Source organism: Microbacterium sp. Leaf351, assembly GCF_001423825.1.
Lineage (GTDB): Bacteria > Actinomycetota > Actinomycetes > Actinomycetales > Microbacteriaceae > Microbacterium > Microbacterium ginsengisoli.
This window is the reverse complement of sequence record NZ_LMPK01000033.1, coordinates 136,736-151,983: the sequence shown is the minus strand read 5'-3', so window position 1 is coordinate 151,983 and position 15,248 is coordinate 136,736. Positions and strand designations below refer to the sequence as shown.

At 69.9% G+C, this 15,248-nt stretch carries 17 protein-coding genes; 3 read left to right on the top strand and 14 right to left on the bottom strand.

The annotated features are described in order from the left end of the window. Both dgt and dusB read right to left on the bottom strand, forming a co-directional pair. The coding region (gene dgt / locus ASG00_RS17885) for a dGTP triphosphohydrolase (RefSeq protein WP_235559477.1) at positions 1-477 on the bottom strand (477 nt) is incomplete at its 3' end. Beyond that, complete coding sequence (dusB, locus tag ASG00_RS09075; protein WP_056208808.1) at positions 467-1,633, bottom strand: tRNA dihydrouridine synthase DusB; 1,167 nt, start codon at positions 1,631-1,633, stop codon at positions 467-469. The genes dgt and dusB, both read right to left, overlap by 11 nt. 57 nt (positions 1,634-1,690) lie before the next feature. On the opposite strand from dusB, the gene ASG00_RS09070 reads away from it, so the two are divergent. Further along, positions 1,691-2,194 (top strand): glutathione peroxidase, encoded by a 504-nt coding sequence (locus ASG00_RS09070; RefSeq protein WP_056208805.1) that lies wholly within the window; start codon positions 1,691-1,693, stop codon positions 2,192-2,194. A 12-nt stretch (positions 2,195-2,206) separates the two neighbouring features. Here the strand turns inward: ASG00_RS09070 and ASG00_RS09065 are convergent, their stop codons facing one another. Continuing rightward, a complete protein-coding gene (locus tag ASG00_RS09065) occupies positions 2,207-2,884 on the bottom strand; it encodes a DsbA family oxidoreductase (RefSeq protein ID WP_056208803.1) in 678 nt (225 codons plus the stop codon). 193 nt (positions 2,885-3,077) lie between these two features. Here ASG00_RS09065 and ASG00_RS09060 point away from each other — a divergent pair, with 193 nt between their 5' ends. Beyond that, entirely contained in the window at positions 3,078-4,136 is a 1,059-nt protein-coding gene (locus ASG00_RS09060; protein ID WP_162238381.1) for a PIG-L family deacetylase, read from the top strand. Positions 4,137-4,139: 3 nt separating this feature from the next. On the opposite strand, the gene ASG00_RS09055 is transcribed toward ASG00_RS09060, so the two are convergent. Both ASG00_RS09055 and recO read right to left on the bottom strand, forming a co-directional pair. Continuing rightward, positions 4,140-4,943, bottom strand: a complete 804-nt coding sequence (locus ASG00_RS09055) for an isoprenyl transferase (protein WP_056208797.1) — start codon at positions 4,941-4,943, stop codon at positions 4,140-4,142. After that, entirely contained in the window at positions 4,940-5,668 is a 729-nt protein-coding gene (gene recO, locus ASG00_RS09050) for a DNA repair protein RecO (protein WP_056208794.1), read from the bottom strand. Before recO ends, ASG00_RS09055 begins: the two co-directional genes overlap by 4 nt. A 36-nt stretch (positions 5,669-5,704) precedes the next feature. Here recO and ASG00_RS09045 point away from each other — a divergent pair, with 36 nt between their 5' ends. After that, positions 5,705-6,400 carry a trimeric intracellular cation channel family protein gene (locus ASG00_RS09045; protein WP_056208792.1) on the top strand — a complete coding sequence of 232 codons (696 nt, stop codon included), beginning with the start codon at positions 5,705-5,707 and terminating at the stop codon, positions 6,398-6,400. An 18-nt stretch (positions 6,401-6,418) separates the two neighbouring features. On the opposite strand, the gene leuA is transcribed toward ASG00_RS09045, so the two are convergent. From leuA to ASG00_RS09000, 9 genes are all read right to left on the bottom strand, one after another. Beyond that, complete coding sequence (leuA, locus tag ASG00_RS09040; protein ID WP_056208789.1) at positions 6,419-8,179, bottom strand: 2-isopropylmalate synthase; 1,761 nt, start codon at positions 8,177-8,179, stop codon at positions 6,419-6,421. 170 nt (positions 8,180-8,349) lie between these two features. Then, entirely contained in the window at positions 8,350-9,252 is a 903-nt protein-coding gene (gene era / locus ASG00_RS09035) for a GTPase Era (protein ID WP_056208786.1), read from the bottom strand. After that, positions 9,249-10,592, bottom strand: coding sequence for a hemolysin family protein (locus tag ASG00_RS09030; RefSeq protein WP_056208783.1), 1,344 nt, complete (start codon positions 10,590-10,592; stop codon positions 9,249-9,251). The genes era and ASG00_RS09030 overlap by 4 nt, the downstream gene beginning before the upstream one ends. Further along, a complete protein-coding gene (gene ybeY, locus ASG00_RS09025) occupies positions 10,589-11,065 on the bottom strand; it encodes an rRNA maturation RNase YbeY (RefSeq protein ID WP_056208780.1) in 477 nt (158 codons plus the stop codon). The genes ASG00_RS09030 and ybeY overlap by 4 nt, the downstream gene beginning before the upstream one ends. Beyond that, entirely contained in the window at positions 11,062-12,090 is a 1,029-nt protein-coding gene (locus ASG00_RS09020) for a PhoH family protein (protein WP_082483192.1), read from the bottom strand. The genes ybeY and ASG00_RS09020 overlap by 4 nt, the downstream gene beginning before the upstream one ends. Positions 12,091-12,133: 43 nt before the next feature. Further along, entirely contained in the window at positions 12,134-12,481 is a 348-nt protein-coding gene (locus ASG00_RS09015) for an HIT domain-containing protein (protein WP_056208775.1), read from the bottom strand. 25 nt (positions 12,482-12,506) lie between these two features. After that, positions 12,507-13,238: a 16S rRNA (uracil(1498)-N(3))-methyltransferase gene (locus tag ASG00_RS09010; protein ID WP_056208770.1), complete on the bottom strand. Its 732-nt coding sequence runs from the start codon at positions 13,236-13,238 to the stop codon at positions 12,507-12,509. A 3-nt stretch (positions 13,239-13,241) separates the two neighbouring features. Beyond that, positions 13,242-14,351 carry a molecular chaperone DnaJ gene (dnaJ, locus tag ASG00_RS09005; protein ID WP_045246852.1) on the bottom strand — a complete coding sequence of 370 codons (1,110 nt, stop codon included), beginning with the start codon at positions 14,349-14,351 and terminating at the stop codon, positions 13,242-13,244. Positions 14,352-14,391: 40 nt separating this feature from the next. Then, positions 14,392-15,248, bottom strand: an 857-nt coding sequence (locus tag ASG00_RS09000; protein WP_056208768.1) for an HrcA family transcriptional regulator, incomplete at its 5' end; no start/stop codon positions are given.

Here is a 15,248-nt window from a genome sequence, read left to right as displayed (position 1 = left end):
GAGGTTGAGGCCCGCGGAATGCCCCTCCTCGTCGAACACCTTCGGCTCGAGCCGGGTGACGATGCGCATCGTCTGCGCATTGCCCTCGAACCCGCCGATGTCCTCGGCCCAGTCGTTGAGGGCCCGTTCGCCGTTGTGTCCGAAGGGCGGATGCCCGAGGTCGTGGTTCAGGCAGGCGGTGTCGACCACGTCGGGCGCGAGGCGCAGGGCGAGGGCGAGCTCTCGACCGACCTGGGCGACCTCGAGCGAGTGGGTCAGCCGGTTACGGGCGAAATCCGCAGGGCTGGCAGGCGAGAGCACCTGGGTCTTCGCGCCGAGGCGGCGCAACGCCGCGGAGTGCAGCACCCGCGCCCGGTCGCGCGCGAAATCGTCGCGCTGCGAGCGGTGCTGCTCGGGGACGAAGCGCTCCGCGTCCCGATCGTCGTAGCCGCTCGGGCGCCCGAGGGCGACACCGAGCGCGGATGCCTCAGCCGCCACTGTGCTCCAGTTCGGCGTCGGCGAGGGCGCACGACTCATCGGCGGGGATCTCCCGGCTGTCGAGCCATCCGTCGGGCAGGGCGGGACGCTTCGGGGTTCCCGCGCGACCGCGCTGTCCCTCGGCGGCGGCTCCCGGATAGGGCGCGTCGAGATCGAGGGTCGCGAGCAGTGCATCGATCTCGTCGAGCGACGACACCGTCGCCAGCTGCGCGCGCAGCTCCCCGCCCACCGGATAGCCCTTGAAGTACCAGGCCACGTGCTTGCGGATGTCGCGGCATCCGCGGTCCTCGTCCTCGAAGAACTCGACCAGTAGTTCCGCGTGCCGGCGGAACGCGCGAGCGACGAAGCCGAGGGTCGCATCCACGGGCTCGCCGTAGGCCGCGTCTTCGCCGCCGAGCGTGCGGGCGAGGTCGCCGAACAGCCACGGTCGGCCGAGACAGCCGCGGCCGACGACGACGCCGTCGCATCCGGTTTCCGCCATCATGCGCACGGCGTCGTCGGCGCTCCAGATGTCGCCGTTGCCGAGCACCGGCACCGAACGGATCTCGTCCTTCAGACGCGCGATCGCGCTCCAGTCGGCGGACCCCGAGTAGAACTCCGCGGCCGTGCGCGCGTGCAACGCGATCGCCGACACCCCGGCGCGCTCGGCCGTGCGGGCGGCGTCGAGATAGGTGAGATGGTCGTCGTCGATGCCCTTGCGCATCTTCACAGTGACCGGCACGTCACCGGCGTTGCGGACGGCCTGGGTGACGATGTCGGCGAAGAGGTCCTTCTTCCAGGGGAGCGCCGCTCCCCCGCCCTTGCGGGTGACCTTGGGGACGGGGCATCCGAAGTTCATGTCGATGTGGTCGGCGCGGTCCTCGTCGACGAGGAGCTTCACGGCCGCGCCGACGGTCGCGGGATCGACTCCGTACAGCTGGATCGACCGCGGGGTCTCGGACTCGTGGTGCGTGATGAGCCGCATCGTCGTGGCGTTCCGCTCGACGAGCGCGCGCGTCGTGATCATCTCGCTGACGTAGAGACCTGCGCCGTACTCGCGACACAGCCGCCGGAACGCGGTGTTCGTGATGCCCGCCATCGGCGCCAGCACGACCGGGGCGTCGAGGGTGAGCGCACCGATCTGCAACGGCCGGGTGGCGGGGGCGATCGTGGTCACCCCGACATTCTCCCAGACGGCGACCCTCCCGCGGCCCGCCGCGCCTACGCTGGGCACATGGCCGCCACCGACAGCGCAGACCTGCGCAGCATCCCGTTCCTCGACGCCGAGGGGGCCGAGCGCACGCTCGCCGACTACGGCGACAAAGTCCTCCTCGTCGTGAACGTCGCGTCGAAGTGCGGACTCACCCCGCAGTACGAGGCGCTCGAGCAGCTGCAGCGAGAGTACGGCGAGCGGGGCTTCAGCGTCGTCGGATTCCCCTGCAACCAGTTCATGGGTCAGGAGCCGGGCTCGATCGAGGAGATCCTGGAGTACTGCTCCGCGACCTGGGGTGTGAGCTTTCCGATCAACGCGAAGATCAAGGTCAACGGACCGGGTGTCGCGCCGCTCTACAAGGCGCTGAAGAAGGCCAGGAACCCCGAGGGCGAGCGGGGACTCGTGCACTGGAACTTCGAGAAGTTCGTGCTCACGCCCACGGGAGACGTGCACCGTTTCCGTCCGTCGACGAAGCCCGACGACCGGGCGGTCGTGTCGGTCATCGAGGCGGCACTCCCCGCCTGATCTCGGCGACGGTCAGAGAGCCGATGCCGCGCCCCGCCGCTCCGCCCACACCTGGCGCGCGATCTGGGCGAACGCCTCCGGCGGCTGCGCGCCGCTGACGCCGTACTTGCCGTCGATGACGAAGAACGGCACGCCGTTGATGCCGTAGGCCTGGGCCTGCGCCTGATCGGCCCGCACGTCGGGCAGGTGCCGCTCGGTCTCGAGCGCGTCGCGCACGGCGTCGCCGTCGAGCCCGATCTCCGTCGCGAGGTCGACGAGGTCGTCGATACGTCCGACGTGGCGCCCCTCGGTGAAGTAGGCCGACATGAGGCGCTCCGCCATGTCGTGCTGGCGTCCGGCCTGCTTCGCGAAGTGCAGCAGCTCGTGCGCCTTCACCGTGTTCGTGTGACGCAGCAGGTCGAAGCGGTACTCCAGTCCCGCGTTCGCGGCCACGCCCGTCACGTTCGAGAGCATCTGCGAGACCTGGTCCCGCGGCATCCCCTTGTGTCCGGCGAGGAAGTCGATCTCGTCACCCTCGAAGTCCACGGGCGTGTCGGGAGACAGCTCGAACGAGTGGAACGTGACCGTCGTCACGGGCGCGTCGTCATCGGATGCCGCGTCCGCCAGTCCCTTCTCGAGGTTGCGCTTGCCGATGTAGCACCAGGGGCAGGCGATGTCGCTCCACACGTCGATCGAGATGGCGTCCGTCATGACGGGTGCAACGCCTGCGGCTTCGCCGACTATTCCCGCGCTGTGAGCAGGATTCACAGCGTCGTGTCGGGCGCGCCGGGAGCGCATATGTCAGCATGATGCGGGCCCGATGGGGATCGGGGTGGGAGAGAGGAACGGCATGGGTGCTCGCGCGCGCCGCCGCATAGGTCGCATCCTGTTCGCATCGACGGTCGTGATCGTCGCCGCAGCAGTTGTCGGCGCGGTCGTGGTAGCGGTGCAGACGCGCGCGCAGTGGTGGCCGACCGCGTTCTCGACTCCGGGCGGGATCGCTCCGTCCGCCTCGGCCACGCCGCTCGGGCCCGCTCTTCCCGCGCCGGCGCCGGTCGTGAATTCGGATCCTGCGCCGGGATCGCTCGTCACCACATGCGAGGGCGAGACGGTGCTGTCGGTCTGGGCCCACTACGACGATGACCTGATCTTCGCGAACCCGACGCTGCAGGGAGCGATCTCGAGCGGATTCTGCGCCCGGACGGCCTATGTGACCGCGGGTGACGGCGGCCTCGGTGCCTCCTACGTCAAGGCTCGTGAGTTCGGGATCCTCAAGGCGTACAACGTCATGCGCGGGAGCTCGGCCGAGTGGACGCAGTCCACCGTGACCCTCGCATCGGGAGTGCAGCTCACCCAGTACGTCCCTGTCGACGCGGCGAACGTCTCGGTGCTCTTCTTCCACCTGCCCGACGGGGGGCTGAAGGGCAAGGGCTTCCGGACGACCGGGTCCGTCACGATCCGGATGCTCCTCGACGGCCGCGTCGACAAGCTCACCCCGGTGGGCGGCGGTGATGCGGTGTCGGCGGTGAGTCTGCGGGACTCCCTGGCCGACCTCATCACGATGTTCCATCCCGCCATGGTGGGAACGCTGATCCCGAGCATTGCCGCGCAGGGTTGGCAGGGCGATCATCCCGACCACAGCACGGTGGGCACGTTCACCCGCGAAGCGGCGAAGAAGGCCGGGTACGACCTCGCCAAGATGCGCTACTTCGAGGGATACCCCGTGCATCTCCAGCCGGCCAACATCACCGGCGCAGCCCTGACGACGAAGCTCCTGGCGTACCGGGCGTACGCGGCCAACGACAAGATCATCGGCTGCGCCACCGACCAGGCGTGCCTCCAACGCCGCGGCTTCGGCGCCTGGGTGCAGCGTCAGTACTCGTTCACCGACGAGCAGCTCTTCCCGGGCGGCAAGACCATCCCGCTGTCCGAGAGCGCGAACGCGGTCGCCGTCGAGTACTGACCGTCAGGCGGTCGGGGTGTCGATCGCGCCACCGAACCGACGGTCGCGGGACAGGTAGAGTCCGATCGCCTGCCAGAGGTCGGTGCGTGAGAAGTCGGGCCAGAGTGTGTCGAGGAAGACGAACTCCGCATAGGCCGATTCCCACAGCAGGAAATTCGAGGTGCGCTGCTCGCCGCTCGAGCGCACGAACAGGTCGACGTCGGGCATGTCGGGCTGGTAGAGCCGCCGGCGGATGAGCTTCTCGCTGACGGCGCTCGGACGCACCCGCCCCGCGGCCACGTCGTCGGCGATGGAGCGCATCGCGTCGACCAGCTCCACGCGCCCCCCGTAGTTCACGCACATCGTCAGCGTGAGCACGTCGTTGTCACGGGTGAGCTGCTCGGCGAACTGCAGCTCGGAGATCACCGAGCCCCACAGGCGCGGCTTACGCCCGGCCCACCGCACCCGCACGCCCCACTCATTGAGCTGGTCTCGCCGGCGGTGCAGCACGTCGCGGTTGAACCCCATCAGGAACCGCACCTCGTCGGGTGAGCGCGACCAGTTCTCGGTCGAGAACGCATAGACCGAGAGATGTTTCACGCCGGCCTGGATGGCGCCCGCGACGACGTCGAGCAGCGCCGCCTCCCCTGCCTTGTGTCCCTCGACCCGCGTGAGGCCGCGGCGGTTCGCCCAGCGGCCGTTCCCGTCCATCACGATCGCCACATGGTTCGGCACCGATCCGGCGGGGAACGCCGGCGGGTGGACGCCTGTCCAGTCGATCGGACGGTACGCGACCGCATCCTTGTGGGTGAAGGGCTTCGGAGTCATCGCCCCGACTCTACGTGGGCGAGTGAGCGGATGCCGCGCTCGAGCTGCCACTGGGTGAACGCCGCGACCAGACCGGATGCCGCGGCGCGGTCGGCGTCGGACACCGCATCGACGACGTCCCACTCGCCGCGCAGCAGCGCACGCAACTGGGCGAGCACGTCGGCGGTGACACGCACGGAGCCGGCCGGTGCGCACGACGAGCAGAGCATCCCGCCGCCGTGCGCGAGGAACGACGAGTGCGGTCCGGGTCGTCCGCAGCGAGCGCAGTCGTCGAGGCCGGGCGACCACCCGGACATCGCGAGCGCCCGCAGCAGGTACGAATCGAGCACGCTGCGGGGGTGGTGGTCGCCGCGGCTCAGGGAGCGAAGGCCGCCGAGGAGGAGGATGTGCTGCTGCGGAGTCGCCTCGGCCTCTCCCAGCCGGTCGGCGGTCTCGACCATCGCGCTCGCGGCGACGTAGCGGTCGTAGTCGCCGACGATGTCGGCCCCGTAGGTGGCGAGACTCTCCGCCTGCTGGACGATGTCGAGCGTGCGGCCCTTGTAGATCTGCACGTCGGCGACCATGAAGGGCTCGAGCCGCGCGCCGATGCGCGAGGACGTGCGGCGCACCCCCTTGGCGACCGCGCGGATGCGCCCGTGCTGCCGACCGAGGAGGGTGACGATGCGGTCCGCCTCCCCCAGTTTCTGGGTGCGCAGGACCACGACCTCGTCGCGGTAAGTGGGCACGCATCGATTATCGTCGCGCCTTGCGACAATGGACGCGTGACCGAGCCGACCTTCACCATCCCGCTCTGGGCCGATCTGCTCGCCGTGGGTCTCGGCGGAGTTCAGGGGGCCTTGTTCGCCTCCGGTTTCCGGGGGCAACGACGTCTGGACCTGCTCGGTGTGGCCCTGATCGGAATCCTCATGGGCATGGGCGGCGGTCTCATCCGCGATCTGCTGCTGAACGTCACGCCCGCTCCGCTGCAGACCAACTGGTATCTGCTGATCGGCGTCGGCGCGGCGCTGCTCGGGATGTTGCTCGCCGGGCCGTTGCAAAAGCTCAACTCTGTGATCGTCACGCTCGACGCCCTGGTGATCGGGCTCTTCGGTGCCTTCGGAACGACGAAGGCGCTCGGTCTCGGGCTGCCCGTCGTGCCGGCGATCTTCGTGGGCGTCTGCTCGGCGGTCGGCGGCGGTGTGCTGCGCGACGTGATGATGGGGCTCCCGGTGGCGATCATGCACGTCGGGTCGCTCTATGCGGTCGCGGCCGGGGTGGGCTGCACGACGGTCGTAGCGCTCAACGCGTTCGGTGTGCCGATCGTCGGATCCGCAGTCGCCGGATTCCTCGTGACGGCGGTGATCCGTATCCTCGCCGTGATCTTCGATCTGTCGCTGCCCGAGCAGCACATGCTCTACAGGCGAAAGGTCGCCGTCGAGACATCCGCTATTCCGATCGTGCGACCGGAGAGCGACTGACCCGACGGCGACCCCGGGTCACACCGCGGTGAGGGCGCCCTCGCGCTCGCGGGCGCGGATGGCGCGGTTCACCGCCGAGACGATGGCCTTCAGCGAGGCGGTCGAGATGTCGCCGTCGACGCCGACGCCCCACAGGCGCTCCCCGTCGATCTGCAGCTCGACGTAGGCCGCCGCCTGGGCGTCCCCGCCGGCGCTCATCGCGTGCTCGACGTAGTCGTAGAGCGTGACGTCGAAGCCGCGCTCGTGCAGCACGGCGAGGAAGGCCGCCACCGGTCCGTTGCCGATGCCGTCCGCCGCGGTGCGCTCCTCGCCGTCGCGCAGCGTGACGTCGAGCCGCAGCTGACCGCCCACATCGCTCTGCGTACGCGTCGACAACAGCTCGAAGCGGCCCCAGCGCTCGTCGGCGGCATCCGCCGGCAGGTACTCGTCGCGGAAGATCTCCCAGATCTGGGAGCTCGTGAGCTCGCCACCCTCGGCATCGGTCTTCGCCTGTACGACGCCCGAGAACTCGATCTGGAGCTTCCGGGGCAGGTCGAGCGCGTGGTCGCTCTTGAGCAGGTAGGCGACGCCGCCCTTGCCCGACTGCGAGTTCACGCGGATCACCGCCTCGTACGAGCGGCCCAGGTCCTTCGGGTCGACGGGCAGATACGGCACGGCCCATTCCAGGTCGTCGACCGACACGCCCTCGCGCTCGGCGCGGGCGGCCATCGCCTCGAAGCCCTTCTTGATGGCGTCCTGGTGGGAGCCGCTGAACGCGGTGAAGACGAGGTCGCCGGCCCAGGGGCTGCGCTCGGGCACCGGCAGCTGGTTGCAGTACTCGACCGTGCGCTTGACCTGGTCGATGTCGCTGACGTCGATCTGCGGGTCGATGCCCTGGGTGAACAGGTTGATCGCGAGGGCGACCAGGTCGACGTTGCCCGTGCGCTCGCCGTTGCCGAACAGGCAGCCCTCGATGCGGTCGGCACCGGCCATGTAGCCGAGCTCGGCGGCGGCGATCGCCGTACCGCGGTCGTTGTGAGGATGCAGGGACAGGATGACGTTCTCGCGGTACGCCAGGTGGCGGTTCATCCACTCGATGGAGTCGGCGTACACGTTGGGCGTCGCCATCTCCACGGTCGCGGGCAGGTTGATGATGACCTTGCGCTCGGGCGTCGGCTCGAAGACGTCGAGCACGGCGTTGCAGATCTCGGCCGCGAACTCCAGCTCGGTGCCGGTGTAGCTCTCGGGCGAGTACTCGTAGTAGACGGCCGTCTCGGGGATGCGCTTCTCGAACTCGCGGCACAGGCGCGCGCCCTCGAGGGCGATGTCGATGACGCCCTGCGTGTCGGTGCGGAACACGACGTCGCGCTGCAGGATGCTCGTCGAGTTGTACAGGTGCACGATCGCCTGCTTCGCCCCGGCGATCGCCTCGTAGGTGCGCTCGATGAGGTGCTCGCGCGCCTGGGTCAGCACCTGGATAGTGACGTCGTCGGGAATCAGGTTCTCGTCGATGAGCTGACGCACGAAATCGAAGTCGGTCTGGCTGGCGCTCGGGAACCCGACCTCGATCTCCTTGTAGCCCATGCGCACCAGCAGGTCGAACATGACGCGCTTGCGCTCGGGGCTCATCGGGTCGATGAGCGCCTGGTTGCCGTCGCGCAGGTCGACGGCGCACCAGCGCGGCGCCTGGGTGATGCGGGCGTCGGGCCAGGTGCGGTCCGGCACGTCGACGCGGATCTGCTCGTGATACGGGCGGTACTTGTGGATCGGCAGAGCCGATGCCTTCTGGGTGTTCTCCATGATCGTCTTTCCTCGTGTGGGATGTGGCGGGCCGACGACAAGCTCCGCGACGAGGTGGCCCTAGGTTTAGGCCCCGCCGCGGCAGCTAAGGAGGAGGAGATCACCCGCACGCATGCGACCAGGCTACACCCGGGTGAGCCCCGGTCGATGACGGATGCCGCGACCCCGCGTCAGAACCCGAGCCGGCCGAGCTGCTTGGGGTCGCGCTGCCACTCCTGGGCGACGCGCACGTGCAGCGACAGATAGACCCGCGAGCCGAGGAGGCCCTCGAGCTGCGTGCGGGCGCGGGCGCCGACATCCTTCAGGTGCGCGCCCTTGCGGCCGATGATGATCGCCTTCTGACTGTCGCGCTCGACGACGATGTCGGCGAACACGTCGATCAGATCAGAGTCCTCGCGCGGGCCCATCTCCTGCACGACCACGGCGATCGAGTGCGGAAGCTCTTCGCGCACGTCGCGCAGTGCCGCCTCGCGGATGATCTCCGCCACGCGATCGCTCTCGGACTCATCGGTGACGACGCCGTGCTCGTACAGCGCCGGGCCTTGGGGCATGAGGCCGAGCAGCTCGTCCGCCAGCACATCGAGCTGAGCACCGGTGAGCGCGGAGACGGGGATGACGGCGGCCCAGTCGTCGCGCAGCGCGTCGACCTCGGCGAGACGCTCCAGCACCTCGTCGCGCGACGCCGCATCGGTCTTGGTGACGAGGGCGACCTTGCGCGAGCGCGGGTAGCCGTCGAGCGAGGCGGCGATGCGGCGGTCACCGGGACCGACGCGCTCCCCGGCCGGCGCGCAGAAGGCGATGACGTCGACGTCGCCGAGCACGTCCTCGACGAGGTCGTTGAGACGTTGCCCGAGCAGAGTGCGCGGACGGTGCACGCCCGGGGTGTCGACGACGACGAGCTGGCCGTCGGGACGGTCGACGATGCCGCGGATCGCTCGCCGCGTGGTCTGCGGCTTGTCGCTCGTGATCGCGATCTTCTCGCCCACGAGCGCGTTCGTCAGCGTCGACTTGCCGACGTTGGGCCGCCCGACGAAGGTGACGAAACCGCTGCGGTACGGGCTGTCTTCGGTCATGCGCGGGCCGCCTTCGCTGTGCGCTTCTTCTTCGATCCGGCGGGGTGCTCGTCGGTCGCGTGTTCCTCGGGGGCGGATGCCGCGGCATCGGCTGCACGCGTCACGAACACCGTCGCGAGTCCGCGGCCGCGGCCGCGAGAGGTGCCGCCGGTGAGCAGGAGCCCCAGCGCCTCGGCCGTCGCGCCCGGCTGCGGAACCTGACCGAGCGCCTTGCCGAGCAGTCCTCCGATGGAGTCGACATCCTCATCGTCGAGGTCGAGCCCGAACAGCTCGCCGACCTCGTCGAGGCCGAGGCGGGCGCTCACCCGGAACGTTCCGGGGCGCACCTCGACCACCTCGTCTGCGCGGGGGTCATACTCGTCGGCGATCTCCCCCACGAGCTCCTCGATGATGTCCTCGAGGGTCACGAGCCCGGCGATCCCGCCGTACTCGTCGACGACCATGCACACGTGCACCGCGTCGCGCTTCATCTGCTGCAGCAGTGTCTCGGCGCGCATCGACTCGGGCACGAACACAGGCGGACGGGCGATGCCCGCCACCGGCACCGCACTCGCGACCGTACCGTCGCGGAAGGCGATCTGCACCAGGTCCTTGAGGTACAGCACGCCTCGTACGTCATCGCCGTCCTCGCCGATCACCGGGATGCGGGACACCCCGCGATCGAGGAACAACGCGATCGCGGCGCGGGTGGAGGCATCCGCCCCGATCGTGACCATGTCGGTGCGCGGCACCATCACCTCGCGTACGTAGGTCTCGGTGAACTCGAACACGGAGTGGATCAGCTCGCGGTCGTCCTCCTCGATGAGGTCCTGCAGCGCGGCCTCGTCGACCATGCTCAGCAGCTGTTCCTCGGAGGTGAAGCTCGATGCCCGCGCCCCACCCGGGGTAACCCGGTTGCTGAGGATCACGAGCAGGTGCGCGATCGGGCCGAGCAGAAGACGGATGCCGCGCACGAGCCCGGCGCTGCCACGCAGGAGCCCCGCCGCGTTGCGACGCCCGACCGACCGGGGCGAGGTGCCTACGAGCACGAACGACGCGATGGTCATCAGCACGACCGCCGCGAGCAGCGCCCACCAGATGTCGTCGAACCAGAGCATGAAGGCCGCGGCGGTGAGCACCGCGGCGCCGGTTTCAGCAAGGACGCGGATGAAGACCACCGAGTTCGCGTGCGCCGCGGGGTCCGCGGCGATGCGATGGAGCGCCGCAGACGACCGTGCGCCCTCGGCGAGCTCGTCGAGATCCTGCGTCGAGGTGACCGAGAGTGCCGCGTCGATCGCCGCCATGAGTCCGCCGAAGGCGACAAGCAGCACCGCGGCGACCAGCAGGAGCGCGACGGTCATGACGCCGGTCGTCGACGCTCGGAGTGCGCGAAGGCGATGATGAGGTCGCGCTGCAGGCCGAACATCTCCTTCGCCTCGTCGGGCTCGGCGTGGTCGTACCCGAGGAGGTGCAGCAGGCCGTGGGTGGTGAGCATCACGAGCTCGTCCTGCGTGGAATGCACGGGCGACGCCTCACGTGCCTGGGTCTCGGCGACCTGCGGGCACAGCACGATGTCGCCGAGCAGGCCCGGCGGGGTGGGCTGCTCCTCGGTGCCGGGCCGCAGCTCGTCCATCGGAAAGCTGAGCACGTCGGTCGGGCCGGGCTCGTCCATCCACTGCACGTGCAGCGACTCCATCGCGCCCTCGTCGACCAGCAGGATCGCCACGTCGGCGTCGGGGCTGATGTGCAGCTCCGCGAAGTTGTGCTCCATGAGACGCAGCAGCACGGTCTCGTCGACAGCCACCCCCGACTCGTTGGTGATCTCGATGGTCATGTGCGTCCCCGCTTCGGAAGGTGGTCCCGCGGGGAGCCCCCGCGGGCGGCGGTGCGTCGCTCGACGCGCCCCGCGAACTCGGATGCCTCATCCCGCTCGCGGCGGGAGGCGAGTCGACGTTCGTCGTACTCGGTGTAGGCGTCGACGATGCGTCCGACGAGCGTGTGGCGCACGACGTCGTCGCTGGTCAGGTAGGAGAAGTGGATGTCGTCGATGTTCGACAGCACGCGGGTCACGAGCCGCAGGCCCGACGCGCCCTGCGGCAGGTCGATCTGCGTGATGTCGCCCGTGACGACCATGCGCGTGCCGAACCCGAGACGCGTGAGGAACATCTTCATCTGCTCGGGAGTCGTGTTCTGTGCCTCGTCGAGCACCACGAACGAGTCGTTCAGCGTGCGCCCGCGCATGTAGGCGAGCGGCGCGACCTCAATCGTGCCCGACGCCATGAGCTTCGGCACGATCTCGGGGTCCATCATCTCGTTGAGCGCGTCGTAGAGCGGCCGAAGGTACGGGTCGATCTTGTCGGTGAGGGTTCCGGGGAGGAAACCGAGCCGCTCCCCCGCCTCGACGGCGGGCCGCGTCAGGATGATGCGGGAGACCTCCTTGCGCTGCAGGGCCTGCACCGCCTTCGCCATCGCGAGGTACGTCTTGCCCGTGCCGGCCGGCCCGATGCCGAAGACGATCGTGTTCTCCTCGATCGCGTCGACGTACGCCTTCTGCCCTGCGGTCTTCGGGCGGATCACCTTGCCGCGGGAGGACAGGATCGCCTCCCCCATGACCTCGGACGGACGGGGTGACCCGTCGGTGCGCAGCATGCGGTCAGACGACGCGACACCCGCGGCATCCAGGTCGACGCCGTTGCGGGTCATCTGCAGCAGCTCCTCGACGAGCTCGGCGGCGCGAGCGACGGGATCCGCCTCGCCGGTGAGGGTGATCTCGTTGCCGCGCACGAGCACCTGCACGTCGGGGTGCGCGCGCTCGACGACGCGCAGCAGGCGGTCCTGCGGGCCGAGCAGACGCACCATGGCGACGCCGTCCGCGAGGAGGCGGCGGGTGACGGGTTCGGAGTCAGGCACCGAGCCCCTGCTCCGACAGGTCGCCCGCGAGCACGTGTGCGTGCACGTGGAACACCGTCTGGCCGGCGCCGGCGCCCGTGTTGAAGACGAGTCGGAAGTCGCCGTCGGCGTGCTGGGCGGCGAGCTCGGAGGCGAGCGCGACGATCTCCGCCAGCAGAGCGGGGTCGGCGGCCGCGAGCTCGGCGACATCGCGGTACTCGGCCGTCTTCGGGATGACCAGCAGGTGCACGGGCGCCTGCGGCGCGATGTCGCGGATCGCGAAGAGGGTGTCGGTCTCGGCCACGATCTCGGCGGGGATCTCACGCGCGAGGATGCGACTGAACACGGAGGCTTCGCTCATAGGAACGAGTCTACCGGCGCCCGTCTCACCAGCGCCCGAGCAGCACCGACACGGCGGCGAGCGCCGCGGGGCCGGCGGTCGAGGTGCGCAGCACGGTGTCGCCGAGTCGGACGAGCTCCGCCCCCGCGTCCGCGAGCGCGGTCAGCTCGTCGGGGGCGATTCCCCCCTCGGGGCCGACGATGAAGGTCACATCGGCGAGGTCGCTGCTCACGGCGTCGGCGAGGCGCACGCTCGCGGTCGGCTCGAGCACGAGAAGACGGGATGCCGCACCCCGGCCGGCGAGCTCACGGGTGGTCACGAGCGGGCTCACTTCGGGGAGCCACGCACGATGGGCCTGCTTGCCCGCCTCCCGGGCGATCGCCTCCCAGCGGCCCCGTCCCTTGACGGCCTTGCCCGCGTCCCAGCGGGAGACGCTGCGGGCTGCCTGCCACGGCACGATCTCGTCGACCCCGAGCTCAGTGGCGGCCTGCACGGCCAGCTCGTCGCGATCGCCCTTGGCGAGGCCCTGTACGAGGCGCAGACGGGTGGCGGGCGGGGCATCCACCCGTCGGTCGTCGATGCGCACGACGACGAGCTTCGGTGAGACCGATTCGCAGGTGCCGGTGAGCCACACGCCGCGGCCGTCGCCGACAGTGACCTTCTCCCCCGGGCGCACACGCCGCACCGCGGCGGCGTGATGTGCCTCGGCCCCGGTGAGTGAGACGGTGTCACCGGCCCCCGCGGCGGCGGCGGCATCGTCCACGAAGTGGAGCGCCACGGATCAGCCGTTCCGGAACCGGTCGCGCAGCCGCGCGAAGAGGCCCTGGTGGAACTGCGCCAGCTGCGGCTCCGGCGCCTTCGACTTGCGGGCGAACTCCTCGATGAGGGCGCGTTCCTTCGCGTCCAGGCGAGAGGGCGTGAGCACATGCACGCCGATGCGCAGGTCGCCGCGGCCGCTGCCGCGCAGCGGCGAGACGCCGCGGCCCTTGATCGTGAGCACGTCGCCCGATTGCACCCCTGCGCGCAGCTCGAGCTCGACGGGCCCGTCGAGCGCGTCGATCAGGGTTGTCGTTCCCAGCACCGCGTCGGGCATCGAGATCTCGAGCGTCGCGAGCAGGTCGTCGCCGTCGCGGCTGAAGATGTCGTGCGGGGCGACCGTCACCTCGAGATAGAGGTCGCCGTTCGGGCCCCCGGCGGGTCCCACTTCACCGGAGCCCGGCAGCTGCAGGCGCAGGCCCGTCTCGACGCCGGCCGGGATGTCGACCGAGACCGTGCGACGCGAGCGCACGCGTCCCTGGCCCTGGCAGGTGGCGCACGGGTACGGGATGGTCGTGCCGTAGCCCTGGCAGCTCGCGCAGGGCTGCTGGGTGACGACGTTGCCGATGAGGCTGCGCACCGTGCGCTGGATGTGTCCGGTGCCGTGGCAGATATCGCAGGTGACGGGAGCCGTCCCCGGCTGGCAGCACGAGCCCTGGCAGGTTTCGCAGAGCACAGCGGTGTCGACCTCGAGGTCGCGATGCGCGCCGAACACGACGTCGGCGAGATCGAGCGTCACGCGCACGAGCGCGTCCTGGCCGCGCTCCCGGCGAGAACGAGCGCGGGCCCGGCTCCCACCGCCCCCGCCGAAGAAGGTGTCGAAGATGTCGCTGAAGCCGCCGAACCCGGCGCCGCCGAACGGCGATCCCGTCTCGCCGCCCATGTCGTAGGCGCGGCGCTGATCGGCGTCACTGAGCACGTCGTACGCGTGGGTGACGAGCTTGAACTGCTCCGCCGCCTCGGGGCTCGGGTTGACGTCGGGGTGCAGCTGGCGGGCCAGCCGTCGATACGCCTTCTTGATGTCCTCGGGGCTCGCGTCGCGTTCGACGCCCAGCACCTCGTAGTGGTCGGCCACAGTCACCTCTCCGCCCGCGAAGCGGGCAGGGTCGTATTCGTCATCGCGCGCGCTCGTCGTCGGCCATGAGTCGGCTCAGATAGTGAGCCACGGCGCGCACGGCGCTGAGATTGGTCGCGTAGTCCATGCGCGTGGGCCCGAGCAGACCCAGGCGTGCCTCGCCGATCGTGCCGGCATAGCCGCTCGTCACGACGGATGCCTCGCTCAGCCCGAACGCCTCGTTCTCGCGGCCGATGGAGACCGCCAGGCCCTCGGCGTCGGCCGCCATCTCGGTCATGAGCTTGAGCAGGGTCACCTGCTCCTCGATCGCCTCCAGCAGCGGGTAGATGCTGCCCTGGAAGTCGGACTCGCGTCGCGCCAGGTTCGCGGCACCCGCCATCACGAGACGATCCTGACGGAACTCTTCGAGCTCTTCGGCGACAGCAGCGAGTAGCGCGCGCGAGGCAGCATCCTCTCGCGGTGAACGGGTGGACGTCTCGGCGAGGGTGTGGGCGATCTTGCCGAGGCCCTCCTGCACCGAGCCACCCGTGACCAGCACCGAGACCTGGGCGCGGAGGGTCGCGACATCCGCGTCGTCGAGGTCGGTCCCGAGGCTCGCGATCCGCTGGGACACACGACCGGTGTCGGTGACGAGGATGACGACGACGCGCGGGCCGCCGAGGTGCACGAGCTCGATGTGCGTCACGTTCGCGCGCTCGAACGACGGGTACTGCACGAGGGCGACCTGGCCGGTGACCTGCGTGAGCACGCGCACAGTGCGCGCGAGCAGGTCGTCGAGGTCGGCAGGGGCCTCGAGGAATGTGGCGATCGCGTTGCGCTGGGCAGTGCTGAGCGGTCGCAGCTCGGCGAGGTGGTCGACGAAGACGCGGTAGCCCTTGTCGGTCGGCACACGTCCCG

What these genes read in the sequence shown, in the direction of transcription:
- leuA (WP_056208789.1), bottom strand. Translation starts at nt 8,179, where the DNA reads ATGGAGAACACCCAGAAGGCATCGGCTCTGCCGATCCACAAGTACCGC.
- ybeY (WP_056208780.1), bottom strand. Translation starts at nt 11,065, where the DNA reads ATGACCATCGAGATCACCAACGAGTCGGGGGTGGCTGTCGACGAGACC.
- era (WP_056208786.1), bottom strand. Translation starts at nt 9,252, where the DNA reads ATGACCGAAGACAGCCCGTACCGCAGCGGTTTCGTCACCTTCGTCGGG.
- ASG00_RS09015 (WP_056208775.1), bottom strand. Translation starts at nt 12,481, where the DNA reads ATGAGCGAAGCCTCCGTGTTCAGTCGCATCCTCGCGCGTGAGATCCCC.
- ASG00_RS09055 (WP_056208797.1), bottom strand. Translation starts at nt 4,943, where the DNA reads ATGACTCCGAAGCCCTTCACCCACAAGGATGCGGTCGCGTACCGTCCG.
- ASG00_RS09070 (WP_056208805.1), top strand. Translation starts at nt 1,691, where the DNA reads ATGGCCGCCACCGACAGCGCAGACCTGCGCAGCATCCCGTTCCTCGAC.
- ASG00_RS09030 (WP_056208783.1), bottom strand. Translation starts at nt 10,592, where the DNA reads ATGACCGTCGCGCTCCTGCTGGTCGCCGCGGTGCTGCTTGTCGCCTTC.
- ASG00_RS09020 (WP_082483192.1), bottom strand. Translation starts at nt 12,090, where the DNA reads ATGGTGCGTCTGCTCGGCCCGCAGGACCGCCTGCTGCGCGTCGTCGAG.
- ASG00_RS09065 (WP_056208803.1), bottom strand. Translation starts at nt 2,884, where the DNA reads ATGACGGACGCCATCTCGATCGACGTGTGGAGCGACATCGCCTGCCCC.